Annotated in this window: 26 protein-coding genes and 1 pseudogene; 10 read left to right on the top strand and 17 right to left on the bottom strand. The window is 71.4% G+C overall.

Annotated elements, in window-relative coordinates; all coding sequences use genetic code 11:
* Positions 1–21: 21 nt before the first annotated feature.
* The gene (locus tag AB0M56_RS04840) at positions 22–1,053 is read right to left on the bottom strand and encodes an LLM class flavin-dependent oxidoreductase (RefSeq protein ID WP_364171129.1); all 1,032 of its coding nucleotides are present in this window, start codon (positions 1,051–1,053) and stop codon (positions 22–24) included.
* Positions 1,054–1,201: 148 nt separating this feature from the next.
* On the opposite strand from AB0M56_RS04840, the gene AB0M56_RS04835 reads away from it, so the two are divergent.
* On the top strand, positions 1,202–1,732 hold the full coding sequence (locus tag AB0M56_RS04835) for a L,D-transpeptidase (RefSeq protein ID WP_364171127.1): 531 nt from the start codon (positions 1,202–1,204) through the stop codon (positions 1,730–1,732).
* A gap of 37 nt (positions 1,733–1,769) precedes the next feature.
* Here the strand turns inward: AB0M56_RS04835 and AB0M56_RS04830 are convergent, their stop codons facing one another.
* From AB0M56_RS04830 to AB0M56_RS04815, 4 genes are all read right to left on the bottom strand, one after another.
* A complete protein-coding gene (locus tag AB0M56_RS04830) occupies positions 1,770–3,065 on the bottom strand; it encodes an NAD(P)/FAD-dependent oxidoreductase (protein WP_364171125.1) in 1,296 nt (431 codons plus the stop codon).
* Between the two features lie 88 nt (positions 3,066–3,153).
* Complete coding sequence (locus AB0M56_RS04825) at positions 3,154–3,567, bottom strand: VOC family protein (protein WP_364171123.1); 414 nt, start codon at positions 3,565–3,567, stop codon at positions 3,154–3,156.
* 189 nt (positions 3,568–3,756) lie between these two features.
* Positions 3,757–4,542, bottom strand: coding sequence for a SigB/SigF/SigG family RNA polymerase sigma factor (locus AB0M56_RS04820; protein ID WP_364171122.1), 786 nt, complete (start codon positions 4,540–4,542; stop codon positions 3,757–3,759).
* A complete protein-coding gene (locus AB0M56_RS04815; protein ID WP_364171120.1) occupies positions 4,539–4,991 on the bottom strand; it encodes an ATP-binding protein in 453 nt (150 codons plus the stop codon). The genes AB0M56_RS04820 and AB0M56_RS04815 overlap by 4 nt, the downstream gene beginning before the upstream one ends.
* A 216-nt stretch (positions 4,992–5,207) precedes the next feature.
* On the opposite strand from AB0M56_RS04815, the gene AB0M56_RS04810 reads away from it, so the two are divergent.
* A complete protein-coding gene (locus AB0M56_RS04810) occupies positions 5,208–5,939 on the top strand; it encodes a GAF and ANTAR domain-containing protein (protein ID WP_220241220.1) in 732 nt (243 codons plus the stop codon).
* 85 nt (positions 5,940–6,024) lie between these two features.
* A complete protein-coding gene (locus tag AB0M56_RS04805; RefSeq protein ID WP_364171118.1) occupies positions 6,025–6,558 on the top strand; it encodes a bifunctional nuclease family protein in 534 nt (177 codons plus the stop codon).
* A gap of 227 nt (positions 6,559–6,785) precedes the next feature.
* Here the strand turns inward: AB0M56_RS04805 and AB0M56_RS04800 are convergent, their stop codons facing one another.
* The 6 genes from AB0M56_RS04800 to AB0M56_RS04775 form a co-directional block, all read right to left on the bottom strand.
* Positions 6,786–6,971 (bottom strand): hypothetical protein, encoded by a 186-nt coding sequence (locus tag AB0M56_RS04800; RefSeq protein WP_354875434.1) that lies wholly within the window; start codon positions 6,969–6,971, stop codon positions 6,786–6,788.
* Positions 6,972–7,026: 55 nt separating this feature from the next.
* Positions 7,027–7,929, bottom strand: a complete 903-nt coding sequence (locus AB0M56_RS04795; RefSeq protein WP_364171116.1) for a TIGR03619 family F420-dependent LLM class oxidoreductase — start codon at positions 7,927–7,929, stop codon at positions 7,027–7,029.
* 91 nt (positions 7,930–8,020) lie between these two features.
* Complete coding sequence (locus AB0M56_RS04790; protein WP_364171114.1) at positions 8,021–8,449, bottom strand: STAS domain-containing protein; 429 nt, start codon at positions 8,447–8,449, stop codon at positions 8,021–8,023.
* Between the two features lie 180 nt (positions 8,450–8,629).
* Positions 8,630–9,127 carry a hypothetical protein gene (locus AB0M56_RS04785; RefSeq protein WP_364171112.1) on the bottom strand — a complete coding sequence of 166 codons (498 nt, stop codon included), beginning with the start codon at positions 9,125–9,127 and terminating at the stop codon, positions 8,630–8,632.
* 34 nt (positions 9,128–9,161) lie between these two features.
* Entirely contained in the window at positions 9,162–9,548 is a 387-nt protein-coding gene (locus AB0M56_RS04780; protein ID WP_364171110.1) for an STAS domain-containing protein, read from the bottom strand.
* A 331-nt stretch (positions 9,549–9,879) separates the two neighbouring features.
* Positions 9,880–10,692: an LLM class flavin-dependent oxidoreductase gene (locus AB0M56_RS04775; RefSeq protein ID WP_364171108.1), complete on the bottom strand. Its 813-nt coding sequence runs from the start codon at positions 10,690–10,692 to the stop codon at positions 9,880–9,882.
* A gap of 313 nt (positions 10,693–11,005) precedes the next feature.
* On the opposite strand from AB0M56_RS04775, the gene AB0M56_RS04770 reads away from it, so the two are divergent.
* From AB0M56_RS04770 to AB0M56_RS04750, 5 genes are all read left to right on the top strand, one after another.
* Positions 11,006–12,514 carry a glycoside hydrolase family 30 beta sandwich domain-containing protein gene (locus AB0M56_RS04770; RefSeq protein WP_364171106.1) on the top strand — a complete coding sequence of 503 codons (1,509 nt, stop codon included), beginning with the start codon at positions 11,006–11,008 and terminating at the stop codon, positions 12,512–12,514.
* 105 nt (positions 12,515–12,619) lie between these two features.
* Complete coding sequence (locus AB0M56_RS04765) at positions 12,620–13,615, top strand: zinc-binding alcohol dehydrogenase family protein (RefSeq protein ID WP_364171378.1); 996 nt, start codon at positions 12,620–12,622, stop codon at positions 13,613–13,615.
* A 71-nt stretch (positions 13,616–13,686) separates the two neighbouring features.
* A complete protein-coding gene (locus AB0M56_RS04760; protein ID WP_364171104.1) occupies positions 13,687–14,214 on the top strand; it encodes a PadR family transcriptional regulator in 528 nt (175 codons plus the stop codon).
* The gene (locus AB0M56_RS04755) at positions 14,211–15,425 is read left to right on the top strand and encodes a cytochrome P450 (RefSeq protein ID WP_364171102.1); all 1,215 of its coding nucleotides are present in this window, start codon (positions 14,211–14,213) and stop codon (positions 15,423–15,425) included. Before AB0M56_RS04760 ends, AB0M56_RS04755 begins: the two co-directional genes overlap by 4 nt.
* A gap of 130 nt (positions 15,426–15,555) precedes the next feature.
* Positions 15,556–16,248: a TetR/AcrR family transcriptional regulator gene (locus AB0M56_RS04750; protein WP_354875420.1), complete on the top strand. Its 693-nt coding sequence runs from the start codon at positions 15,556–15,558 to the stop codon at positions 16,246–16,248.
* Between the two features lie 36 nt (positions 16,249–16,284).
* Here AB0M56_RS04750 and AB0M56_RS04745 read toward each other — a convergent pair whose 3' ends face one another.
* The 3 genes from AB0M56_RS04745 to AB0M56_RS04735 all read right to left on the bottom strand — a co-directional run bounded on the left by AB0M56_RS04745 (position 16,285) and on the right by AB0M56_RS04735 (position 19,479).
* A complete protein-coding gene (locus AB0M56_RS04745) occupies positions 16,285–16,593 on the bottom strand; it encodes a helix-turn-helix domain-containing protein (protein ID WP_220241202.1) in 309 nt (102 codons plus the stop codon).
* A 67-nt stretch (positions 16,594–16,660) separates the two neighbouring features.
* Complete coding sequence (locus AB0M56_RS04740; RefSeq protein ID WP_364171100.1) at positions 16,661–19,066, bottom strand: glycoside hydrolase family 2 TIM barrel-domain containing protein; 2,406 nt, start codon at positions 19,064–19,066, stop codon at positions 16,661–16,663.
* A 2-nt stretch (positions 19,067–19,068) separates the two neighbouring features.
* Positions 19,069–19,479 carry a helix-turn-helix domain-containing protein gene (locus AB0M56_RS04735; protein WP_364171098.1) on the bottom strand — a complete coding sequence of 137 codons (411 nt, stop codon included), beginning with the start codon at positions 19,477–19,479 and terminating at the stop codon, positions 19,069–19,071.
* Between the two features lie 93 nt (positions 19,480–19,572).
* Between AB0M56_RS04735 and AB0M56_RS04730 the strand changes: the two genes are divergently transcribed.
* The gene (locus tag AB0M56_RS04730) at positions 19,573–20,391 is read left to right on the top strand and encodes an NAD(P)H-binding protein (protein WP_364171097.1); all 819 of its coding nucleotides are present in this window, start codon (positions 19,573–19,575) and stop codon (positions 20,389–20,391) included.
* 86 nt (positions 20,392–20,477) lie between these two features.
* On the opposite strand, the gene AB0M56_RS04725 is transcribed toward AB0M56_RS04730, so the two are convergent.
* The 3 genes and pseudogenes from AB0M56_RS04725 to AB0M56_RS04715 all read right to left on the bottom strand — a co-directional run bounded on the left by AB0M56_RS04725 (position 20,478) and on the right by AB0M56_RS04715 (position 24,624).
* Positions 20,478–21,368 (bottom strand): NAD-dependent protein deacetylase, encoded by an 891-nt coding sequence (locus AB0M56_RS04725; protein WP_364171095.1) that lies wholly within the window; start codon positions 21,366–21,368, stop codon positions 20,478–20,480.
* 9 nt (positions 21,369–21,377) lie between these two features.
* A pseudogene (locus AB0M56_RS04720) lies at positions 21,378–22,744 on the bottom strand (sugar porter family MFS transporter).
* 482 nt (positions 22,745–23,226) lie between these two features.
* Positions 23,227–24,624, bottom strand: coding sequence for a hypothetical protein (locus AB0M56_RS04715; RefSeq protein ID WP_364171093.1), 1,398 nt, complete (start codon positions 24,622–24,624; stop codon positions 23,227–23,229).
* Positions 24,625–24,703: 79 nt separating this feature from the next.
* On the opposite strand from AB0M56_RS04715, the gene AB0M56_RS04710 reads away from it, so the two are divergent.
* Positions 24,704–25,453, top strand: a complete 750-nt coding sequence (locus AB0M56_RS04710) for a nucleotidyltransferase domain-containing protein (RefSeq protein ID WP_364171091.1) — start codon at positions 24,704–24,706, stop codon at positions 25,451–25,453.
* Positions 25,454–25,582 lie beyond the last annotated feature (129 nt).

The following is a 25,582-nucleotide window of genomic DNA, read 5'->3' as shown; positions in this document are numbered from 1 at the left end:
GCTCTTCCCGGTACTCGGGCCTCAGCCGAACTCCTTGCGGATCTGCGGGAGCACCTCGGTGCCCAGCAGCTCGATCGCCTTCATCACCTTCGCGTGCGGCACACCCGACCAGTCCATCTGCATGGCGTAGCGGTCGGCGCCGGTCAGCTTGCCGACGCTGATGATGCGCTCGGCCACCTCGTTCGGGCTGCCGACGAACAGCGCGCGGGCGCCCTCGGTGTACTGGTCGTACTCGCGGCGCGTGGGCACGGCCCAGCCGCGCGAGCGCGCGCCCCACTTCATCGTCTCGAGCCAGTACGGGTAGAAGGTTTCCTTGGCATCCTGGGAGTTCTCGGCGACGAAGCCGATGGCGCCCATGGTCACGTCGTGCTCGTCGTCGGCGTGCTCGCCGGCCGCGGCCGCGCGGCGGTAGAGGTCCACCAGCGGTGCGAAGCGCTCCGGCTCGCCGCCGATCACGGCGTAGACCACGGGCAGGCCGAGCAGCCCGGCGCGGATCGAGGACTCGGGGTTTCCGCCGGTGCCGACGGAGATGCGCAGGCGCCGGCCGTACGGGCGCGGGTAGATGTGCGCGTCGTTCAGCGGCGGGCGGAAGCGGCCCGACCACGTGATCGGGTCCTCGCGGTCGATGCGCAGCAGCAGGGCGAGCTTCTCCTCGAACAGCTCGTCGTAGTCGCCGAGGTCGGCGCCGAAGAGCGGGAACGACTCGGTGAACGACCCGCGCCCGGCGAGCAGCTCCGCACGGCCGCGGCTGAGCTGATCGAGCGTGGTGAACTGCTGGTACACGCGCACCGGGTCCTCGGTGGAGAGCACCGTGACCGCGCTCGCGAGCGTGATGTGCTCGGTGACGCTCGCCGCCGCGGCCAGCACGGTGGCGGGGTTCGAGATGGCGTAGTGCTCCAGGTGGTGCTCGCCCAGGCCGTAGAACCCGAGCCCGAGCTCGTCGGCGAGCTTGATGCGCTCCACCGTCTCGGCGAGCCGCTGCGCCACCGACACCTGTTCACCGGTCGCCGGGTCGGGCGTCCGGTCGCCGAAGCTGTAGATACCGAGTTCCATGTCCACTTCCTCGCGAGTTCCTGGCGTCGAACCTACCAGGCTTTGATGACGCGTCAACATTTCCTGCCGGTAGTGTCCGCGGTCACGGACTCAACCTTCCCGTCCGCTCACCCGTTGATCACGGTGGACCGGACGACAGGAGTTGTCGATGCAGGGAAAGACCTTCGGGACGGGAGCGCTCGTGGCAGCCGCGGCCGCGCTGACGGCGTGCACGGCGCCGCAGGCGGCCACCACCCCCACGCCGCTGGCCGAGACCGCGAGCCTCGCGCCCGCCACCACGGAGACCACGCCCACCTCGACCACCCCGCCTCCGCCTCCGCCCCCGCCGTGCGCGGTCGCAGAGGTGTCCACGGGCGCGTGCGCGAGCCTGTCGCTGCGGCTCGCGTGGCTGCTCAAGGACGGCGTCGTCGTGCGCGGACCGGTCGCGATGGAGCCGGGTGACGCGAGCCAGCCGACACCTGTGGGCAGCTTCAAGGTCGCGTGGAAGGACAAGGTGCACACCAGCAGCGAGTACGGCGACCCGATGCCGAACTCGGTGTTCTTCGCGGCCGGCGGGATCGCGTTCCACGCCGGGCCGTTGGACAAGCCCTCCCACGGCTGCATTCACCTGACCGACGCCGACTCGGAGGTGTTCTTCGCCGGGCTGCCGGTGGGCGCGCCCGTCGAGGTGAAGGCCTGATTAGTCCACTGTGGAACAGATGAGATCCACAGTGGACTCAGTGCCGGCGGTGCGGCACCTCGGGGGAGTCGGTGTCGAGCGGCACGGACGAGCCCCGGACCAGTCCCAGTTGGACGGTCGGGCGGCGGCTCACCGTCGCGAGTCCCCAGTTGGTGGCGGTGCGCAGGCGGTTGCCCGGCATCGCGAGCAGGTGGTAAGCGCGGGTCACGATCTTCGCGGGCCAGCCCGAAAGCGGTATGTGCAGCGGGTTGGCCGCCGCGCGGCCGGCACCCAGGTCGACCACGAACCCGAGGTCGTGGTGGCGGTAGGTGCCGGGCCGGCCGTATCCGAGTGACGCGGCGACGTTGGTTCCCGCGAGCTTGCCCTGGCGTTCGGCGTGCTGCGCGGTCATCGCCGTGCACTCACCCGGCCGGGTCAGGTCGGGCACGGCCGCGACGTCGCCGCACGCGAACACGTCCGGGTAGCCCGGCACGGCGAGCTGCGCGGTCACCACGACGCGGCCCTTGGCCGTGGGCAGGCCGACGTCGGCGACGAGCGGGTCGGGCCGCACCCCGACGCACCACACGAGCGACCGCGTCGGGACGCGTTCGCCGCTGGTGAGCGTGACGGCGTCGGCGGTGGCGTCCTTCACCGACGTCTTCATCACCACCTCGACGCCCCGCTCGCGCAGCACCGCGTCGGCGGTCTTGCCCAGGCGCGGCGACAGCTCGGGCAGCACGCGATCGGCGATGTCGAGCAGCAGCCAGCGCACCGGCTGCCCCGTGAGCTCGGGGTGGCGCGCGACGAGCGCTTCGGTGAACGCCGGGCCCTGAGCCGCGACCTCGGTGCCGGTGTAACCGGCGCCCACGACGACGAACGTGCAGCGAGCCGTGCGCTCCTCCGGATCGTCGGCGGCGGCGGCGAGCTCGATCTGACGGGTGATGTGGTCGCGCAGGTAGAGCGCCTCCGGCACCCCGCGGAACCCGTGGGCCGTCTCGGCGACGCCGGGGATCGGCAGGAGCTTGTTCACGCTGCCGGCGGCGAGCACGAGCCGGTCGTAGGACAACTCGTGGCCGTGGCCTTCGGGGTCGGTGTAGCCGATCGTGTGCGCGTCGAAGTCCACAGTGGTCACTGTGCCGAGTGCCAGTCGCACGCCGCGCAGGGTGCCGGGGATCGAGACGGTGATGCTGCGCGGGTCGAGCAGCCCGGCCGAGACCTCCGGCAGCAGTGGCAGGTAGAGGAAGTAGTCGGTGGGGTTGACCACCACCACTTCCACGTCGTCGCCCGCGGTCCTGCGCAGCCGCTTCGCCGCGTTGTACCCGGCGAACCCGCCCCCGACGATCACGACCCGCATCACGTTTTTCCTCCCCGTACGGTTGCCGGACACGTGGCGGTCACCCGGCGGCGGCCGCGGCAACCCCGGATGCCGCCGCCGGGTGCGCTCAGCCCTGCGGCTGCGTGATGTTGACCATCCAGCCGATGCCGAACTTGTCGACGCACATGCCGAACTCGTCGCCCCACATCTGCTTTTCCAGCGGCACCGCGACGTTGCCGCCGTCGGAGAGCTTGGTCCAGTAGCCGCGCAGCTGGTCGCCGTCGTCGCCGCTGAGGCTCACCGAGATGTTGGTGCCGGGGTTGTGGTCCATGCCCGGCGGCGTGTCGGCCGCCATCAACGTGAATCCGTTCTCGGTCTCGAGCTGAGCGTGCATGATGTTGTTCGCCGCGGGGGAGTCCGGCATACCGGATTCCCCGAACGTGTTCACGGTCAGCGTCCCGCCGAACACGTCCCGGTAGAACTCCATCGCCTGCCGGGCGTCGTCGCGGAAGCTGATGTACGGGTTGAGGATCGAAGCCACCGGACACTCCTTCGTCGTGGACGGGAATGAATCCTCGCAGAAGACGAAGGGGTGGACAACGGGGTCGCTCCGGCAGGTGAAGAAATCGCGCTTCGGTAACGGGGACCAGTGCCGTAAGTTGTGGGTTTTCCGTTGCAGCATGGCGGTTTCCGGTGTGCTCGGTGAAAAGATTTTCGGTTATGACCGTGCTCACGGCTCGATGGTGAGTTTTCCGCGAAGTTGTTCCAGGGTCTGTGACAACAGGCGCGAGACGTGCATCTGGGAAATGCCCACGCGGTCGGCGATCTGGGTTTGCGTGAGACCGCCGAAGAAGCGCATCACGAGGATCGCGCGTTCGCGCTGCGGCAGTTCGCGCAGCAGCGGTTCCAGCGCCTCGTGGTTTTCGATGTGCTCGAGTTCCGCGTCTTCCTCGCCGAGGGTGTCCGCGAGCGAGAGGGGTTCGGCGTCGTCGTGCACGGGCTTGTCGACCGACAGCGTCTGGTAGGCGTTGCCGGCGATGAGACCTTCGTGGACTTCGCCGACGTCGAGTCCGAGGTGCTCCGCGAGCTCCGTCGGCGTCGGCGCGCGGCCGAGGGTCTGCGACAGCGCGCTCGAGCCGTGGCTCAGGGCGAGGTGCAGCTCCTTCAGCCGGCGCGGCACCCGCACGGACCAGCCGGTGTCGCGGAAGTGGCGGCGGATCTCGCCCATGATCGTGGGCACGGCGAAGGAGAGGAAGTCCGGGCCGCGGTCCGGGGTGAACCGGTCGATGGCGTTGAGCAGCCCGATGCGGGCCACCTGCACGAGGTCCTCGCGCGGCTCGCCGCGGCCGGTGAAGCGCGTGGCGATGTGCTCGGCGACCGGGAGGAACTCCGTCACGAGTTGCTCGCGCAGGCGTGGGCGGCGCGGATCGTCGGCGTCGAGGGCGGCGAACTCTTCGAACAGCGGCACCGTGTGGGCGTATTCGTCCCGGCGCCGGGTGATCGGCGGCGGGTTCACCTGGCCGTCCCCTGGCCCAGCTCGAGGTGGATCGCCAGGGTGTTGCCGACGCCGTCGGGAGCCGGGGTGTTGGTCGACGACACGGTGGCGGCCAGCGTCGTGAGCACGTGCCAGCCGAAGCTGCGCTCGCTCGGCAGCCGCGCGTGCCCGGTGCGGGTCTCCACGGTGATGGCGATGCCCTCGGGTGCCACGCGGAAGCGGCAGGTCATGGTCTCGCCGAAGTCGGCGAGTTCCACGAGCTGCGCGCACGCCTCGTCGACAGCCATCTTCGCGTCGGCGATCGCGTCGAGCCCGTAGTCGGCGCGCGCGGCCACCGCCTGGGCCAGCATCCGCGCCAGCGGGATCTGTGCGGTCTCGGCGGGCAGGCGCAGCTCGACCACCTCCGCGAGCAGGTTGTCGACGGCCGGCATCCCGTGGCTCGGCGAGCTGCCGGCGGCTTCGTTCTCCATGCCCCCCGCATACCCACTCAGTCAGGCTTCGACACCTCGGTTTCGCGATGCGTGCCGGGGGTGCGAGGGAGCGGCACCGCGTGTCCGACAGGTGATCGGGATGCAGTAATGTCGCCCGAGGACCCGTTAAAGCGCTAGCGGCCAATGGTGGCGCGCGCCCGGGTCTCTCCTGGTCAGCAGCGCCCTTCGAGTACCCAAGAGAAGGGTCTGGGAAACATGACCGGCGGCCAGGAACGGCTATCCGCGCGGCTTGACGAAGTCACCGTGGCGATGGAGTCGCTGACCGCGATGCTCGACCACCAGGAACTCGATCTCGGCCAGATGCTGCAGGCGGTCTGCGAGCACGTGGTCGGTGTGGTGGCCGGGGCAGACATGGCCAGCATCACGCTGGTTCGGGACGGCGTCGGGGAGACCGTCGCCAGCACCGATCAGCGCGCGGTGAACTTCGACCGCGAGCAGTACCGCATCGGTGACGGACCGTGCCTGCGCGCGGCCGAGACGGGGGCGCCCGTGCGGGTCGGGGTCGGCGCGGTGGCCGACCAGTGGCCGCAGTTCGCGTCGGCCGCCGACGAGCTCGGCGTGGCGAGCTTCCTCGCCGCCCCGCTCACCGTCGACGGCGACATCAGCGGCGCGATGAACCTGTTCGGGTTCGGCGAACACGGGTTCAGCGACCTCGAGGTGAAAATCCTGGAGCTCTACACCGCGACGGTGGTGTTCGGCCTGCGCAGCGCGCGGCGCTACTTCGACGCGCAGGAGCTGGTGGCGCAGCTCAACCGCGCACTGGACACGCGCGCCGTCATCGACCAGGCCAAAGGCATCCTGATGGCCGCTCACCGCATCACGGCCGAGGAAGCTTTCCAACGGCTCGTGAAGCGTTCGCAGGACGGAAACCGCAAGCTCTACGACGTGGCGGCCGAGTTCGTGGCCGCCGTGTCCAGTTTTACCTGACCCCGCCCCGCGCGGGTACGCGTGCCCGCGCGCGACACTGGGTACGTCCCCGAGGGGGCTCTCAGTCCGGAAGCGGGTGAACCACATGGTGCAAGTGCGGGTCCAGGGTCTCGCCGTCGTCGCCCAGGAGGTGGCGCCGGTGGTGCTGCTGCGCGAGGAAACCGGGCAGCGCCGCTGGCTGGCCATCACCATCGGCGCACCGGAGGCGCAGGAACTGGCCGCCGCGCAGGAGCAGGTGACCTCGGCCCGGCCGGGCACGGTCGAGCTCATCCTCGAGGTGGTGTCGGCGTTCGGACGGCACGTCACGAGCGTCGAGGTCACCGAGCTGCGCGACAGCATCTTCCACGCCGACCTGGTGCTCTCGGACGGCGTGCGCGTGTCGGCGCGGCCCAGCGACGCGATCGCCGTGGGGCTGCGAGCCCACGCACCCATCGAGGTGGCCGAGGCCGTGCTCGCCGAGGCCGCGGTGGACGTCACCGTGGCCGGCGGCGAGGACCCGGCCGAAGCGCTCGGCGGCGAGCCGGGCGTGGGCACCGAGGACGAGATCCGCCAGTTCCGCGACCTGCTCGACGAGGTCAGCCCGGACGACTTCCGCGACCCCGGACCAGGGCCCGCCTGAGCGGGAATAGCGATCGCCGCTCGTGATGTTGAACGAGTCGGCCGATGCGCTTCGTGTCCGCCGGGCTCACCCCTCGTCGAGGCGGTGTTCCGTCCGGCTGCCCCGGCATCCGTCCGGCGCCGCGTCGCGCGATCTGCCGAGAGGCGGCCACAGCGCACCGGCCCGAGACGATGGCCCCCGACCTGGCTCCGGTCGGGGGCCATCCTCGTGCCCGGGGTGATCTTCGCTCAGCCGCGCAGCTCCGGCGGCTCGCCGTCCACGCCGAGGTCGACCTCCGCGTCGAAGGCGTTGTGCTCGTGCCCGGCCACCGGCTGGGCGACGTCGGTCCCGAGGTCGAAGCCGGCGTGCCGGGCGGCTTCGGCGAGTCCGTCGTTCTCGTCGGACTCGTGCCGGTGGTGGTGGCGCTCGATCATCCCGACATCTTCGGCAGTCCGGACCCCGGCGGGCAACCAACGGAGGGTGAACGCGTCACGCGGGCTCGTGGGCGGTCTGCCCGAGGATCGACTCCACGAGCTCCAGGGCATCGTCGGTGCTGCGCGCGGTGAAGGTGAGGTCGACGAACACGTCGCGCAGCTCGGTGTCCTGGGCAGTGCGCTCGATGGCGGTGACCACGTCGGCCACGCCGGCGCCCGCCAGCGGGTAGACGCGCAGGATCGCGCCCAGTTCCGCGGGGTCACGGCCGGCTTCCTCGGCCAGCTGCCGCAGGTTCGCCAGCGGTGCGAGGATCGCGGTCCCCGGGTCGTACTCGGCCGGCGGCGTGACCACCGGCAGCCAGCCCGCCGCCCGCCGCGCGATCCGGCGCATCGCGGCCGGTGCGTACCCGGCGAGGTACACCGGCGGCGTGCGGACCGGCTTGAACGAGTCGTGGGTTTCGGGCACGGTCCAGTGCCGGCCGCGGTATTCGGCGGGATCGGTGGTCCACAGCGCTCCGAGGGCGTCGAGGCATTCGTCGAGCCGCGCGCCGCGTTCGGTCATCGGCACGTTCACGGCCTCGTACTCCTCGGGAGACCAGCCCGTGCCCAGCCCCGGGACCAGCCGGCCGCCGCTGAGCGCGTCGATCGTGGTGAGCGAGCGCGCGAGCACGGCGGGCGGGTACCAGGGCGCGTTGAGCACGTTGGTGCCGAGCCGCACCCGCTCGGTCACCGCGGCCGCGGCGGCCAGCAGCGCGAACGGGTCGAGTCGCACGGCGAACTCGGCCGGGATCGCGTCGGAGCCGCCGTACCCGACCGTCGGGTGCACCGGCGCGAGCAGTCGGTCGCCGACCCACAGACTCGCGGCACCGAGTTCCTCGGCACGCCGGGCGAAGCGGGTGACGCCCGAGCCGTCTCCGGCGAACGGGCCGAACTGGGGCAGGGTGAAACCGATGCGCATGGTGCTCTCCCGGCGTCCGCGGTGGTGGTCCCCGTGGTGATCTTGCCACTGGAACCCGGGTTCGCGGCCACGGAAGTGCGCCGGGAAATCCTCAAGTGGTGAGCCGCCGCCGCTGGCCGGGGACGTCGACGGGTGAAAGGCCCGTGGCGGCGCCGGGGCGTTCGCAGCCGAGTGGCATGAGCTGCAGCAGGCGGCGAGCCGGGTGGGAGTCGCCGGGGTCCACGTAGAAGTCGGTGTCGAGAAGCTCGGCCAGCAACTGCATGCGGCGCAGGACCTTCAGGCCGGCGACCGCGAGGAACGTGGTGCGGCCGAGGTCGATGATCACCACGCCGACCGTGCTGCGGATCCTGGCTTCGACGACCTCGGAGAGGTGCGGGGCGGTGCAGAGATCGACCTCGCCGACCACCTCCACCACGGACACGCCTGGCACGGGACGGTGGACGTGCAGGTCGAGCAGGCGTTTCGGGTCGAGTTGGCCGACCCTGGCGGAAGGAGCTTTCGTGCGGCGTAGGGCGCTCATGGCGGCCCGCCTCTCGTAGGCCGCGCACCCGGGTGACGGCCGATCCGGGCCGGAAGTTCGGGCATCCCAGCCGATCGGCGCCAACGCTCCCGGAGCGCGGTGAAATCGCGGCGGCTGGTGGCTCAACCGAGACCCAGGATAGTGCACGTGCACTAGAGCCGCCAGCCACCGCCGGAGTGGTTACCTCCGAACCTGTTTGCCCGCCGCTATGTAGGTGTTGGAGTCGCCGACGAACGAGAACACGACGCCGATCACGGCCGCCAGCGCCGAGAGGTAGCTCAGCCAGGTGCCGCCGTTGCCCGTGATGAGCGACAGGACCTGCAGCGCCGTGAGTACGGTCAGCACGATCCGCGCCCAGTTGCGCCCGGCCCGAAGCTTCACCGCGAACAGCAAGTACAGCAGCGCGATGAGGACCGCGATCACGACCGCCACGACAAGCGCGATGTTCGCGGCCTGGTCGAGCTGCGCCTGGTCGAGGTTGGGATTGGTGCGGCGGGCGGCGTCGACGAGGTCGTCCTTCTGCCCGAACAGCAGCAGGGCGGCGACGATGCCGATCACAGTCGAGGCGACGAACGCCCAGAACGCGACCGTGATGGTGTTGGGCACGGCCGGACGTGGGGGCTCGCCGGAGAAGGAAGGCGGCGTGGAATCCTCGGGAAACCGCGGCAGATCGCTCATGTGAGGACATTAGGCCCACTGCCGCGGCCTCGCACTACGACGAGGGGACGGTACCGGTGGCCGCCTCCAGGTTCGGGTGGATCTCCAGCACCGAGTCGAGGTGCAGCAACCCGATCGGCCGCAGCAGGCCGCGCTGCTGAGTGACGATGCGGAACGGGATCCCGGCCTCGGTCGCGCGGCCCCGGACGTCGATCAGCACCGAAAGGCCGCTGGAATCGCAGAACGGCACCTCGGACAGGTCCACGACGAGCACGTCGGGGCGGGCTTCCAGGGCCGCGACCAGCTGGTCGCGCAGTGCGTCCGACACCGCGGTGTCGATTTCCCCGGTGGCGGTGACCACCGTCGTCGCGGCGGTGGTCATGGTGGTGATGTGGAGCGTGGGCAGGCGTCGCGCGCCGGCCGCTCTGAGGTTGTCGGTCACGACACGTTCCCTCCGCGGTCACGGGCCCGCCGGGCCGGACGAGCACCCGGCAGGCCCGGTGCCCGGCCTGCGGCCGGGACAGGGTCTGGTGACGGCTGGGTGCTCAACCGTGGTTCGTCCGAACGTAACAGCCCCGGCCTCGCCAGGCAGCCCGGGGCGTTACTGGCGTGGCGGCCCGGCGTCGGTGACGGTGCACGATGGGTCGAGGGGGTCGGTGGGCCGGTTTTCGGTCAGTGCGCCGAGTTCGACGGGCGGGCGGACTTGTTTCGATTTCGGGTGGGGCCCGCCGGTCCCGGGTGTCGGGTCGCGTTCGGCTGGGCGGTTCGAGGCGTCACCGGCGTGGTGGCCCGGCGTCGACGACGGCCAACGAGAGGTCGAGCGGGTCGAAGTGGATCAGGGATTCGAGCCACCACGTCATGCCCGCCTCGGTCAGCGCGCCGAGGTCGACCGTCGGGGGTTGGTCCCAGGCCGGGCTGGCGTTGCCGGCCACCGCGACGTCGAAGGGGCGGCCGGCAGGGTGCACGGCGGTGACCAGCCGGGCCAGCTCCTCCGGTGCCGGCGGGTGCGGGCCGGCCAGGGGGAAGATGCCGTCGCCGGCGGTGGCGCGGGTGCGAACGCGCGGGTGGTCGGTGGACATCGCGGTCCAGACGGGGATGGGGTGCGGTTCGGGTGGGCCGGCGTCGAGGTCGACGTGGAAGTGCTCGCCGCGGTGGCGCACCTCGGCGCCCGACCAGATCGCGCGGGCGAAGGCCATTGCCTCGTCGAACTTCGCCGAGCGGGGGCCGAGGGGTTCGCCGAAGCGGCTGAAGTCGCCGGTCTCGTCGGAGCCGAGGCCGGTGCCGAGGATGAGGCGGCCGTGCGAGAGGCGGCTGACGGTCGAGGCCTGCCGCGCGAGCACCCACGGCCGGCGCCGCGCCGGGGGAGTGACCATCGGGCCGAGAAGGATCGTGCTTGTCGCCTGGGCGATCGCGCCGAGCGTGGTCCACGGGTCCGCGATCGGTGGCGCGCCGGGCACGACGTGGTCCCACAGGAACACCCCGTCCCAGCCGGCGGCCTCGGCGCGCACGGCGAGCTCGACGAGCACCGCCGGGTCGCCGAAAGGTCCGAACGGCGGCAGGTACAGGCCGTGGCGCAGGGTGCTCACCGGGGTCTCCTCACGTCAGCGGTGCGGGAATCGGGCCACCGTAACGAGTCCGCGTTCGGCGGGCTGAATTGCCTTGCCCGACAACGGGAACCCGCGCGGGCGGTTGCCGGTCAGTGGCACGAGGAGGGGTCAGACGTGCGGACAAACCGCCCCAACGATGGGAAACCGGGGCGGGGATCTTGTCACCGCGCCCGCGGTTTGGTTGTGTCGGTGCGGACCCCCGGTCGCGGCCGCCAACGCGGGCACGGGTTCCCCACGGTGCCGATCAGGTGCCGTGTCCGCTGGGTTTTCCCCGTGAAACGAAGGAATCTGCATGCCGCGCTTGCGAAGAGTGCTGTGTTCGGTGACGGCCGCGGCGGCCGCCGTGACCGTGGCGGCCGGGTCGGCGACCGCCGCCTCCGGGCCCGAGATCACGCCGGCGGCGCCCGCCGCCCCGGCCCCTGCCGCCGTGTCGCGGACCGTCCACGAGTGGCTCACGAACCCCGGTGATGCGACGCCCGTCGACACGCAGCTGAGCTGGCAGAGCCCGGCCGCGGCGGCGCCCACGACGGTCCGCCTCGATCCGAACGTGAAGTTCCAGACCGTGTCCGGCTTCGGCGCGGCCATCACCGATTCGTCGGCCCAGGTGCTCTACGGCCTCACACCGGGCAATCGCGACGAGGTCATGAAGAACCTCTTCGACCCGCGCACCGGCGCGGGCATCAGCTTCCTGCGCCAGCCCATCGGCGCGTCGGACTTCGCCGTCGGCCAGGACTACGGCTACGACGACCTGCCGGCCGGGCAGACCGACTACGACATGAAGCACTTCTCCATCGCCCACGACGAGGCACAGATCCTCCCGCTCGTGCGCCAGGCGAAGAAGCTGAACCCGCAGCTGGAGATCGTCGCCAGCCCGTGGAGCATGCCGGGCTGGATGAAGACGTCCGGCTCGATGATCGACGGCAAGCTCATCGACTCGCCGAAGATCTACCGCGCCTACGCGCTGTACCTGGTCAAGTTCCTGCAGGCCTACCGCAAGGCGGGCGTGCACGTGGACTACCTGACCGTGCAGAACGAGCCGCAGGCGCTGGAGCGCAACAACTACCCGGGCACCGACCTGCCGTGGCAGCAGGAGGCGAAGGTGATCGAGGCCCTCGGCCCCGCCATCCGCGCCGCCGGGCTCGACACGAAGATCCTCGGCTTCGACCACAACTGGAGCGAGCACCCCGGTGACATCGCCTCGCACCAGCGGGCGGGGGAGGACCCGCAGCCGGAGTACCCGTACGACCTGCTGTCCACCCCGGCCGCGAAGTGGATGGCCGGCACCGCCTACCACTGCTACTACGGCTCGTCCGACGCGCAGACGCCGCTGAAGGCATCATTTCCCGGCAAGGACATCTTCATGACCGAGTGCGAGGGCGGCGACTCGTCCACGATCCTCGGCGTGATGCAGAACTGGGGCCGCAGCTCGATCGACTGGAACATCGCGCTCGACGAGAACCACGGCCCGCACCTGGGCGGCTGCGGCACCTGCAACGGCACCATCACCGTGAACTCGCAGACGAAGGCCGTGACGTACAACGACCAGTACCGCGACATCGAGCACTTCTCGAAGTTCGTTCCGCCGGGTTCGGTGCACATCGCCTCGTCCGTGGTCTACACCAGCGGCAGCAGCACACCGATCGAGGCGGTCGCGTTCACGAACCCCGACCACTCGACCACCGTGGTCGCGCTGAACACCGCGAAGACCGAGCAGAAGTTCACCGTCGTCTCCGGTGACCGCTCGTTCGACGCGACCGTGGGCGCCGGCGCCACCGTCACCTTCCAGTGGAGCGGCCGCTGACCGACCGGGTGATGCGGGGCGGCGCAGCGCCCGCCGCCCCGCATCGCACGCGGTACGTTCGGGTTCCCGGACGAAGGAGCGGCGATGACGGGACTACCGGCCACCATGCGGTCGTGGCGCGTCACGGCGCCGGGGCCGATCGGTACCGGGCCGATGAAGCCCGCGAGCGGACCGGTGCCCGAACCGGCGCCCGGTGAGCTGCTCGTGCGGGTGCTCGTGTGCGGCGTGTGCCGCACCGATCTCCATGTCGCAGAAGGGGATCTGCCGGTGCACCGGTCGGCGGTGACACCGGGGCACGAGGTGGTCGGCGAGGTCGTCGCCCTGGGAGCCGGCGCCGGCGGCACCTTCGCGATCGGTGACCGCGCAGGCATCGCCTGGCTGCGTCACACGTGCGGCACGTGCAAGTTCTGCTTGCGGGGCACGGAAAACCTATGCCTGGCATCGCGCTACACCGGCTGGGACGCCGACGGCGGCTACGCGGAGTACGCCGTGGTCCCGGCGGACTACGCCCACCACCTGCCCGCCGGCTACAGCGACGACGAGCTCGGGCCGCTGCTGTGCGCCGGTCTCATCGGCTACCGCGCGCTGCTGCGGGCCGAAGTGCTCGAAGGCGGGTGTCTCGGCGTATACGGCTTCGGCGGCAGCGCGCACCTCGCCACGCAGGTGGCCCTCGCGCAGGGCGCGATCGTCCACGTGGTCACGCGCAGCCGCGCGGCGCAGCGGCTGGCGTTCGACCTCGGGGCGGCGTCGGCAGGGGAGGAGCCGCCGCCCGAGCCGCTCGACTCCGCGATCCTGTTCGCCCCCGCCGGGGGCCTGGTGCCGGTCGCGCTCGCCGCGCTGGACCGCGGCGGCACGCTCGCGATCGCGGGCATCCACCTGTCCGACGTGCCGGTGCTGAACTACCAGCGCCACCTGTTCCAGGAGCGGCAGGTCCGCAGCGTCACGGCCAACACGCGGGCCGACGCGCGGGAGTTTCTCGCCTTCGCGGGCCGCCACCACCTCGAAGTGACCACTCGTCCGTACGCGCTGGCCGACGCGGATCAGGCCCTCACGGACCTCTCTGCAGGCCGGTTCACCGGCGCCGCCGTGCTGCGCGCCTGACGGGGATTTTCCGCCGGTGTGACTCGTTCGGCCGTTGATAGGTCACCATGACCTAGGTTACGGTGACCTAGATGTGGATCGACGTCCTGCTGCTCGCGAGCCTTGCCAAGCAGCCCAGGCACGGCTACGAACTGCGCCGGAAGGTCGAGGAGTCGAGCGGCCGGGCGCTGTCCAACAACTCGCTCTACCCGACGCTGCGCCGCTTCGCCGAGGCCGGCGCAGTCACGCGAAGCGCCGAGACGCACGAGGGCAAGCCGCCGCGCCACGTCTACACGATCACCGACGTCGGCCGCGAGCTGCTGCACGACCTGCTCGCGGACCTGCCGCCCGACCTGGCCGGAGACTCGACCGAGTTCCTCTCCCGGCTCGCCGGGTTCGGCTGGCTCGAGCCCGCGGAACGCCTGCGGGTGCTCGACGCGCGGGAAACCGCGCTCGCCGCTCAGGGCGAGCGGCTGGGGAAGCTCGCCGAGGCGCAGGAGGACCCGTGGAGCCGGCTGGTGCTGGCCGAGGTCGGCCGGCGGGCCGAGCAGGAACTGAGCTGGCTCGCGACGGTGCGTGCGCGGGCCCGGAAACCGTCACCCGAGGAGGAGACCCGATGACCACCACCGAGCGTGCGCCGCGGCTGCCGTTCGACCGGCCCAACGTGCTCGAGATCGCGCCGCTGTACCAGGTTCTGCGCCGCGAAGGCCCGATCGCGCGCGTGACTACACCGGCTGGCGACCCGGCCTGGCTCGTGACGCGGTTCGAGGAGGCCCGCGCGGTGTTCGCCGACGCGCGCTTCGGCCGTTCGCACCCGAAGCCGGAGCAGGCCTCGGCGGTGTCCGACGCCGCGGTGCTCAGCGGCCCACAGGGCGACTACGAGAACGAAGAGGCCGAGCACGCGCGGCTGCGGCGCCTGCTGGTGCCGGCGTTCTCGGCCAACCGGATGCGCAAGCTCGGCGAGCACATCCAGGAGCTTGCCGACCGATGCCTCGACGAGCTCGAAGCCGCGCACGACGCCGCGGGCGGCGAACCCGTGAACCTGCACGACTTCCTGTCGTTCCCCTTGCCGGTGCTGGTGATCTGCGAGCTGCTCGGCGTGCCGTACGCCGACCGCGACAAGTTCCGCGACCTGTCCGACCGCATCGGCGTGCTCGACAGCGGCGGCGACGCGAAGCGCGCGATGGACGAGTTCGCCGCCTACATGGGCGAACTGGCCGACAAGAAGCGCGCGGAGCCGGCGCAGGACGTCGTGTCCGACCTCGTCGCCGCGCAGGCCGACGACCCGACGTTCACCGACGACGACCTCGCCCGGCTGGGTGCGGGACTGCTCTTCGCCGGCCACGAGACGACGTCGAACCGCATCGACCTCGGCGTGCTGTTCCTGCTCACCGACACCGTCCGCCGCGACGCGCTGGCCGCCGACCCCGAGGGTCGCGTGCACGGCACGGTCGAGGAGATCCTGCGGATGTCCGCGCCGGGTGGCCTGGGCTTGCTGCGCTATGCCCACGAGGACGTGGAGATCGGCGGCGTCGCGATCCAGCGCGGTGACGCCGTGATGATCTCGACCTCGTCGGCCAACCGTGACGCGAGCGTGTTCGCCGACCCCGAGGCGTTCGACGCCGACCGCAAACCCAACTCCCACATCGCTTTCGGCTACGGCGGGTTCTTCTGCATCGGCGCAAGCCTGGCACGCACCGAGCTGCGCGTGGTGTTCAGCTCGCTGTTCCGCCGTTTCCCGAACCTGCGCCTGGCCGTGGACGTCGACGACCTCGACGTGCGCTCCAACCGCTTGACGGGCGGGGTTTCGAGCGTGCCGGTCACCTGGTGACCGCGCCGGGCCGCACTCCTTCCGCGGGTGCGGCCCGCGTCGCTCTATCGTTGGTAGAGATAATCCGTAGCGGTGCTATGACCTGCGTAACAGTGCTACGTGGACGCGATATCTGAGCTACACTGGACGCATGGACATCCGCACCCAGATGCTGGAGGCCGCCGAGAAGCTGCTCGACGCCTCGCCCGACCGCGACATCTCCACGCGCGCCGTGTGCGAGGCGGTCGGGGTCGGCGCGCCGATGTTGTACCGCCTGTTCGGCGACAAGAACGGCCTGCTCTCGGCCGTCGTGGACCACGGGTTCGATCGCTACCTGGCCACCAAGCGCGCGGCCGAGCCGTCGGCCGACCCGATCGCCGACCTCAAGAACGGCTGGGACACCCACATCGCCTTCGCCCAGGAGCACCCGGCTGTCTACCGGCTGATGTACTCCCCGGCGTTCACCGAAATCCCCAGTGCCGCGCAGGAAGCGCTGCGCCTGCTGCGGGAGGTGCTCGTGCGCTGCGCCGCGATCGGCCGGCTGCGTGTGGACCCGGACGCCGCCGCGCAGCGCGTGATGTCGGCGAACATCGGGGTGGCGCTCAACATGGTCACCCAGCCGGACGTGTACACCGATCCCGAGCTGTCCCGGCGCGTGCGCGACGCCGTGCACGACAGTCTGCTCACACCCGAGAACGGCACCGAGGAGACTGAAAGTTCGGCAGCGCCGCTGCCGACCGCGGCCCTGCAGCTCGCGGCACTCCTGCGCACCGAGGACACCACGCTCGGCACGGAGGAGACGCAGCTGCTGCTGAAGTGGCTCGACGGCCTGACCCGCGACTGACGAGTCCGAAGTGGACGGACGTCCAGACCGGCGGGCTCAGGGCTCGGTGAGCACGAGGTCGAGCAGGCCCGGAAAGCGCGCGTCGAACTCGGAGCGCCGCAGCCGGTTGTAGCGCCGCGGTCCGCGGTCGAGCTGTTCGAGCAGCCCCGTGGACCGCAGCACCGCGAAGTGGTGGCTCGCCGTCGCTTTCGACACCGGCAGGTCGAAGGTGCCGCACGCGCGCGAGAAGTCAGGCCCGTCCGAGAGCTCGCGCAGGATCGTGCGGCGCACCGGATCGGTCAGGGCGTCGAGCGCCTGTTGCAAAGTCACCTCGGCCGGATCAGTGTGGGTCAGCGTCCGCGCCATGCCGCCTCCCGGCGTTCTCGTGTCACTCCGGCGTCCTCACCGATGGTACCCGTGTCCGGCGAGTGGCTCAGACCGCGGAGATCGTGGCCGATCCCGTGTCCAGAAACGGATGCGACGCGGTCACGGTGATCGTCCCGGGCGTGTTGCGCATCGAGCGGATCCACACCGCCGCTGCGCCGCCGAGGGCGCCGAAGTCCAGGAACGGGTCGCCGATCAGGACTCCCGGCCCGTCGACCGAGACGCTGAGCACCCCTCGGGCGTGCGGGCGCGGTGCACCGTAGCGGTCCACCGACCGAAGGGTGACGCGCGTGGTGTCCTGGCCGTCGGCGGTGATGGCGCCGTCGTCCGCGGCCACGGCCAGCGTGTCGAACGCCGGGTCGGCACTGAACCTGCGGCGCAGCACCGTCTGCCCCTTCACCCGGCCCTCGATCGTCAGGTCCGGGTGACCTTTCCCGGTCACGGTGAGGTTCACCAGGAACGGCGGGTGCTCCAGGTGACCGAACCGCGCCCGGTCGGGGTGCACGGTGACCGGCCGCCGGCCCGCGACCGTGACCACGAGCTGGTCGCAGTTCGACCAGATCAGCGCGTTGCGGCCGGGTCCGCCCCGCGGCGAGCCGGGCCCGAAGTCCCAGTAGAACGCGGGCTCGATCACGGCGCCGCGTGACGGGGCCCGTTGCGCGCGGTAGAAACCCGCGCCCAGCTTGGGAATCCGGAAGAAGTCGACCACGCCGGGGTACTTCACCCCGCGCAGCGAGTGGTACCAGCCGGACGGGTAGTCGAAGCCGCACCACGCGATCAGCCCGCAGTAGCGTGGGTCGGCCGCGGCGTGTTCGTGCACCCACGCGTGCAGCATGCTCTGCTCCCGCTGCACGTCGGCGGCGTCGGTGCGGCGGAAATACGGCGCGCCCACGAGCGTGCCCACGGCTTCGCTCACCAGGTACGGCACGCCCCGGCGCGGCGGGCGCAACGGCGGTGGCGCGTTGCGCGAGGGCGGGCGGCTGTAGTCGTTGAACGAGAACACCCCGCCGTTCTCCTTCACCGGGTACAGCGGCGAGACGTAGCCCCTCTGCCCGGCAACCGCGCCGGTGCACGGCCGCATCGGATCGAGCTCGGCGGCGAGCTGGTCGGTCTTGCCGTAGAGCGTGTACTGGCCGAGCGTCTCGTTCACGCGCGTGCCCCACACGATGATCGACGGGTGGTTGCGGTCGCGCACGATCATGTCGTGCACATCGCGCACCGCGAGCTCCTGCCACGCGGTATCGCCGACGTGGTCCCAGCCCGGCAGCTCCTCCCACACGAGGATGCCGAGCTCGTCACAGGCGTCGAGGAACGCGGGCGACTGCGGGTAGTGCGAGCAGCGGACCATGTTGACGTTGAGCTCGTTCTTGAGGATCTCGGCGTCGCGCCGCTGCACGCGCTCGGGCATCGCGCCGCCGACGAACGGGTACCACTGGTGGCGGTTGAGCCCGAAGAGCTTGAGCGGGCGGCCGTTGAGGCGGAAACCGTCCACAGTGAACTGGGCGTCGCGCAGCCCGGTGCGCACGGGGTAGGTGTGGACCTTGCGCCCGGCCACCGAGAGGGTGACCAGGACGTCGCACATCGCCGGCTCGTCGACGTCCCACAGCTTCACCGCGTCGAGGCCTTCGAGTGTGACGGCCGTGTTCGTCTCGCCCTTGCGCAGCCCCGTGATGTCGGTGACCGCGGTGGCGATCTCCGTGCCGGCCTGGCTCAGCGTCGCCGTGAGCCGCACGGGACCCTTCACCGCCTTTGCCGCGTCGACCGTGCAGTGCACCACCACCGCGCGGTTGGGCGTGAGCACGGCGATCTGCTGGGCGTACACATCGGACAGGTAGGCCTGCGGGGTGCCGTACAGGTTGACAGTGCGGTAGATCCCCGCCGGCTGGTAGAAGTCGATGGCCGTCGGGTTCGGGTACTCGGGCAGGTCCGGGGGAGTGTCCTGCTGCCAGCGGCCGTCGACGGCCACGGCCAGCACGTTGTCGGAGCCGGTGAGCAGCCCGGTGATCTCGCACGTGAGCGGCAGGTAGCCGCCGCTCTGCGAGGCGACGCGGCGGCCGTTGAGGAACACGGTGGTGGCGCTGAGGACCCCGTCGAACCGCAGGAACGCGCGGTTCTTGCGCAGCTGCGGCGGTACGAAGAAGTGCTGGCGGTACACCCACAGGTGCTGCCAGTCGTTCGGGTGCCAGCCCTCCCACGACAACGGTGTGACGCAGTGGGGCACCGAAACGAGCGTCATGGACCGGTCGTCGAAGTCGACTTCGGTACAGCCCGGCACGAACGGGCCGAACAGCCAGTCGGCGCCGAACCCGCTCGTCGCCTCGACCGGCGTCGGCTGGTGCAGCGCGGCCGAGAGCGCGCCGGAAGCCGCGATGGCCGCGCCGGCGCCGAACAGGAACGTGCGCCGGGCGTGACCGGTCCTCGGGACAGCCGTGCCCCCTGGTTCTTCCTCCGTCATGCCTACGCGCTCTGCCGGCCGCCGGACTCGTCGTACCCGGACTGCGTGGCGAGGATGTCGACGGCGTGGTCGCGCAGCCAGGAGAACAGCGTCGAGAGCTGGTCGCCGGTGCCGCGGCCGAGCGGCGTGAGGCCGTAGGTGACCTGCGGCGGCGTGGTGGGCTCGACCCGGCGCCACACGAGGCCGTCGCGCACGAGGGTGCGCAGCGTCTGAGCGAGCATCTTCTCGCTGACGCCTTCGATGCTGCGGCGGAGCTCGAAGAACCGCAGTTCCCGTTCGCGCAAGGCGATCAGCACCCACACGCCCCAACGGCTGGTGACGTGGTCGAGCACCGTCCGCGCGGGGCAGTCGGTGTGAAACACCTCATACCCGTCACGGGCCGACCGGCCCGCGAACTGCGTCCATTCCTCCATGTCGTGAGCTTACTTAAAGGTGCGTCCTTCCGGCCGGGGGACGCGCAGGGCACCTTCGTGACCACTGTGGATCGTAGGGATTGGGGTTCGAAGATGATCGTGGTGACAGGAGCGACGGGGAACATCGGCCGGCCGCTGGTGGCGGCGCTGGCGGCGGCGGGTGCGCCGGTGACGGCGGTGTCGCGGACGGCGCCGGCCGGGCTGCCCGAGGGAGTCGTGCACCAGGTTGCCGACCTGGCCGCGCCGGAATCGCTGCGCGACGTGGTGGCCGGGGCGGACGCGCTGTTCCTGTTCCCGGGCGGCCCGGCTCCGGCGGAGCTGGCCGACGTCGCGAAGGCCGGGGGAGTGCGGCGGCTCGTGCTGCTGTCCTCGCAGGGCGCGGCCACGCGGCCGCAGGCTTACGCGTTTTTCACGGCGTACGAACGGGCTGTGCGCTCGTCGGTGCCGGCGGCGACGATCCTGCGGCCGAGCGGGTGCACCACGAACACGCTGGGGTGGGCTCCTTCGGTGCGTGCTTCGCGCCTTTTCGAGGCTCCCTTCGGCGACGTGGCGCTCCCGTTCGTCGACCCGGCGGACATCGCGGCGGTCGCCGCCGCGGCGCTGCTGGACGACTCGCACGACGGCGCCGAGTACGAGGTGACCGGTCCGGAGGCGCTGACCCCGCGTGAGCGGGCGGCGGTGATCGGCACCGCGCTCGGCGAGCGCGTCCGGTTCGCCGAGCAGACGCCGGACGAGGCTCGCGCGCGGATGCTGGCGTTCATGCCGCCGCCGATCGTCGAGGCGACGCTGGGCGTGCTGGGTTCCCCGCTGCCCGCCGAACGCCGGGTGAGCCCCGACGTGCCGCGGGTGCTGGGCCGCCCGGCCCGTGCGTTCGCCGAGTGGGTGGCGGACTCTGTCGCCGCGTTCCGCTGAGAGACCGGCGAAGGTGCACCAGCCCGCCGCGCCGGCCGCGTCGATGTCCGCGTGGGCCGGCGCGCACGGGCTGCGGCGGGCCCGCGTCAGGCGAGGCGCGCGGGCCCGCCGACGAGGTCGACCAGGTCGGCCAGCGCCTCGCCCAGCGGCAGGTCGACGCGGACCCGCGCGTAGGCGTCGCCGCGGGTCTGGCCCCGGTTGACGATGAGGACGGGTTTGCCGGTTTTCGCGGCGAGGCGGACAAAGCGCAGACCGGACATGACCGTGAGCGACGAGCCGAGGACGAGCACCGCCGAGGATTCGTCGACCAGGCGGTAACAGCGTTCGACGCGTGGGCGCGGCACGTTCTCGCCGAAGAACACCACGTCGGGCTTCAGCACGCCCGCGCACGTGGTGCAGTCGACGAGCGTGAACGTGCGCACGGCTTCCTCGGCGAGCTCGACGTCGCCGTCGGGGTTGATCCGCGTGGCGGTGCCGCCGAAGTCCGGGTTGGCCGCGCGCAGGCGGTCGTCCAGCTCTTCGCGCGGCGTGGTGCGGCGGCAGCCGAGGCAGATCACGCGGTCGAGGTTGCCGTGCAGCTCCACCACGCCGCGCGTGCCCGCCGCGCGGTGCAGGCCGTCGACGTTCTGCGTGATCACGCCGGACAACAGGCCGGCTTCGCGCAAGGTCGCGACGGCGTGGTGCCCGGAGTTGGGCTCGGCGCGCGCGATGGTGCGCCAGCCCAGGTGGCTGCGCGCCCAGTAGCGGCGGCGGCCCTCGGCGCTGCTCGCGAACTCGTCGTAGGTCATCGGGGTGTGCCGGCGCAGGCTGCCGGACTCGCCGCGGTAGTCGGGAATACCGGACTCGGTGGAGATCCCCGCCCCGCTCAGCACCACCACGCGGCCGTGGGAGACGACCTCGGCCACCTCGGCGACGCTACCGGTGCGCGGGAGCGCTTCACCCGTGCCGGTCCAGGTCAGGGTCGGTCGTGTCCGCACCCGATCAGCTTACGCACCCACGAGCTCGCGTTCGAGGTCCTCGAGACTGCGCCCCTCGGTCTCCGGCATCAGCCGCCACACGAAGGCGAACGCGAGCGCTGTCATCACGGCGAAGAACCCGAAGTTGAGCCCGGCCCCGAAGGCGTCCAGCAGCGGCGGGAACACGAGCGCCACCGCAAGGTTGAACAGCCAGTTGAAGACCACGCACACGCTCACGGCCGCCGCGCGGATCCGCAGCGGGAACAGCTCCGGCAGCGCGACCCACTGCACCGGGCCCCACGACACCGAGAACGACGCGACGTACACGGCGATCCCGGCCAGCGTCAGGCCGAGCAGCAGCGGCCCCTTGGCCATCCCGCCGAGGTTGACCACGGCCAGCAGCACCATCGCCGCGCACATGCCGAGCGCGCCTACGAGCAGCAGCGGCCGCCGGCCCGCGCGGTCGATCAGCCGCATCGCGGGCAGCGTCATGAGCATGTTCACGGCGCCGACACCCACGTTGGCCAGGATCGCGCCGGACGAGCCGAACCCGACGTCGGTCAGCAGCGTGGGCGCGTAGTAGATGATCGTGTTGATGCCCACGAAGTTCTGGAAGAACACGAGCAGCATCCCGACCGTGAACACTTTCCGCAGCCGGCCGCCCGTGAGCATCCGCAGCCGCAACGGCTCCGCGCGTTCGGCCTCGTCGCGGGCGCCGGCGCGGATGTCGGCCAGTTCGGCGTCGGCCGCGTCCTCGCTGCCGCGCAGCCGGGTCAGGACGGTGCGGGCCGTGCGTTCGTCGTGCTTGTTGGCCGCGAGCCAGCGCGGGCTCTCGGGCTGCGTGTAGATCCCGGCGACGAGCAGCACGGCAGGCACCACGCGAGCCCGATCATCCACCGCCACGCGCCCCAGCCCGACAGCGCGTAGTCGGCGATGTAGGCGACCAGGATCCCGACGGTGACCAGCAGTTGCATCAGCGAGGTGAGCTTGCCGCGGACCTCTTTCGGCGCCAGCTCCGACAGGTACATCGGCACCACGACCGAAGCGATGCCCACGCCGATGCCCATCACGAACCGGAAGGCCACGAGCATCGGCGCCGCGCCCGCCAAGGCGGCGCCGACCGTGCCGACGATGAACACGACCCCGGAGCCGAGGATCATCCGGCGCCGGCCCAGCGAGTCGGCCAGGCGCCCCGCGAGCCCGGCGCCCGCCATCGACCCGGCCAGCAGCCCGGAGACGACCATGCCCTGCACGATGGGGCTCAACGAGATGTCGCGGCCGATGTAGAGCAACCCGCCGGAGATGACCCCGGTGTCGTAGCCCCACAGGATCCCGCCCAGTGCGCCGAAGAACCAGATGCCGAAGTTCGCTGCCCGCCGCGCCCACCTTTCGATCATGACCCGCGGCGACGAGCGGCAGCGTGAAAGCGATTTCTCCCGGCAGGGCAAGACAAATCCCCCGGACGGAGCAGAAGCGGGTTCGACGGGGGTGCGGCTGGGTACCTCAAAAGGCATGTGGTTCGCGTTGGGTACACCCGTGGTCCTGATGGTCGCCGCTGTGTTGATGGAGCGGTTCGAGCAGCACTGCGCCCGGGTCCCGCCGAGACCCGCTGCGGGCGTAGGCGCGCCGGAAGGGCTTGCGCCTGAACGGACAACGCTTCGCCGGACTGCGGACCGCGAAGGTGCGCGTCCGGTGGTAGCGCTACCGCACTGACTTCCGCCTGGTGCGGACCACCGGGTGAAACCGGGAACGTGGTGCGGCGCCGGTCATGGCCGCGGGCGGCGGCCAAGGACGGTGACCGGCGTGGGCACCTTCGGGGAAAGGGCCGGGCTCCCACCGTCGGGGTGCGGGAGCCCGGCTCGTCTCGCGCGCGGGGTGACTACTGGGCCGCGCCCGAGGTGAGGGTTTGGTACCACGCGTCCCACGGATGGTTGGTCGCCGCGAAGTTCGCGGGCGGGTTCGTGGCCAGGCCGGCCGAGTCGAAGTCCCAGCCGCGGACCAGGTGCCCGCTCTGCCGGGCCGAGGTGATGAACGCCGACTCCGTGGCGGGGCCGCCGTAGAACAGCGCGTCCTGCTGCAGCTGCGCCGGGTCGCCCTGCTGGTACTCGTCGAACGCGACCTGCGAGTAGCGCACGCGCTCACCGGAGACGCTGTCGGTGGCGTAGCGCAGGGTCTGGGCGGGAGTCGGGCCGTCGGCGCCGGTCGACACGGTCACGCGGCGGATGCCGGACGTGCCGGTGGCCTTCGGGAACAGCGCGTCCGAGGTCATCGCGTTGCCGCTCCAGGTCACGGCGCCAGACGCGTCGAGCGCGCCCTGCCACTGCCAGTTCTGGCCGGACGACTGGCTGCGGTGGATCTCGCGCACGCCGGTGCCGGTGAAGGCGACGGTGGGGGACACGCCGTTGTCGTACTTCTGGCTCGCCGACCAGGTCAGCTCGCCGTCGGCGCCGAGCTTCGCCGTGTGGGACCAGAGCGTGGTCGCGGTCTGCGACTGGTGGACCTCCACGAGCCGGCCCGAGTCGTCGAGCGCGATCGCCGGGGTCTGGCCGCTGTCGTAGTGGCCGTGGCGGTTCCAGGTCACGCGGCCGTCGGCGCCGTACGTCCCGGTCCAGTACCACAGCGCGCCCGCGCCGGAGTCGTGCACCTCCACGACTTGGCCGCGGCCGTTGATCGCCACCGCCGGGTTGTAGCCGACGTCGCGGCGGTACTCGGCGCGCGTGCCGCTGTCGCCGGAGAGCAGCGTGAGCACCTTGCCGCGCAACGAGTCCGTGGTCGCGCCGGCCGGGTAGTCCTTGGCGAGCAGCAGCCGCGGGCCGAAGGCGGTCTGCAGCTTCTGGTTCACCGCGGCCAGGTTGCCGGCGGCGAAGGACGTGTTGTCGGTGAGGTCGTCCTTGAGGTCGAGCATCACCACGATCGGCGCGGCCGTGGAGTGGGCGGCCGACCAGGTGTTCACCACGGCGAGCCAGTCGCGCAGGTTGTTCGACGAGGGGTTGCCGGCGTGGTCGACCAGGTCGCCCGGGCTGCCGTGCCCGATGCCGTAGTCGTGGGTGGTGGCGTAGCCGTTGTCGTGGATGTCGAACTCGACGAAGCGGACACCGTGGTCGAGCTGGTAGGTGATCGAGCCCTTCGCGCCGTCCACGTCGCCGGAGTAGCTGTTGTGGGTGGCCTTGAAGATCGTCGAGGTGAACGGTGTGCCCGCCGCGGTGGCGGGTGCCGTGACCAGCGCGAACGCGGTGGCAGCCGCGGCGAGCGCGACGGGCGCGCGGAAGCGGTGCATGTGTGGGGACCCCCAGGTCGAGTGCGGAAAGTGGCGAAATCGTAGCGATCATTCGCCGGGTTCATGGCATGTTCGGACGATGCCGGACAACAACGGGAAAATCTTTGCCGACCAGGTGGCCGACGTGCTGGGCGCGCTGCCCGGGGTCGAGGCGGTCGCGCTGGGCGGGTCGCGCGCCCAGGGCAGCGCCGGCCCGGACAGCGACTGGGACGTGGCGGTCTACTACCGCGGCGCGTTCGACCCCGGCGACCTGCGCGCGCTCGGCTACCCCGGCGAGGTGTCCGGGCTCGGCGAGTGGGGCGGCGGCGTGTTCATCGGCGGCGCGTGGCTCACGATCGACGGCCGGCGCGTCGACGTCCACTACCGCGACCTCGACTCCGTCGAACACGAGCTGGCCGAAGCGCGCGCCGGGCGGTTCCACTGGGAGCCGCTCGCGTTCCACCTCGCCGGCATCCGGAGCTACCTCGTGGTGGCCGAACTGGCCATCAACGAGGTGCTGCGGGGGAGCCTGCCGCGTCCGGAGTACCCGCCGGCGCTGCGGGAGACCGCGCCGAAGTTCTGGCGCGCCTCGGCGGAGCAGACGCTCGGCAACGCGAAGAGCGCGCACGTCGAACGCGGGCACGCCACGGAGACGGCGGCGTCGGTGGGCGTCGCGGCGCTGCAGGCCGCGCACGCCGTGCTCGCCGGCCGGGGCGAGTGGGTCACGAACGAGAAGACCCTCATCGAGCGCGCCGGGCTGCGCGGGCTCGATGACGTGCTCAGCGGCCTCGCCCACGACCTTGAAGGCGCCTTCGCCACGGCCACCGCGCTGCTGCGGGCGGCCCGCTGACGGTCGAACGAAGTGGCTAGTGTCGACAGTTGAGGACTCCCGCGCGATGACACCTCGATAACGGGACGATCCGTACCGAGAGGAATCGACGCGTCGCTTCGCTTGCGTGACCTGGAATTTTCCCTGTCG

Source organism: Amycolatopsis sp. NPDC051372, assembly GCF_040682095.1.
Taxonomy (GTDB): domain Bacteria; phylum Actinomycetota; class Actinomycetes; order Mycobacteriales; family Pseudonocardiaceae; genus Amycolatopsis.
This window is presented reverse-complemented; position numbering and strand designations above follow the sequence as displayed.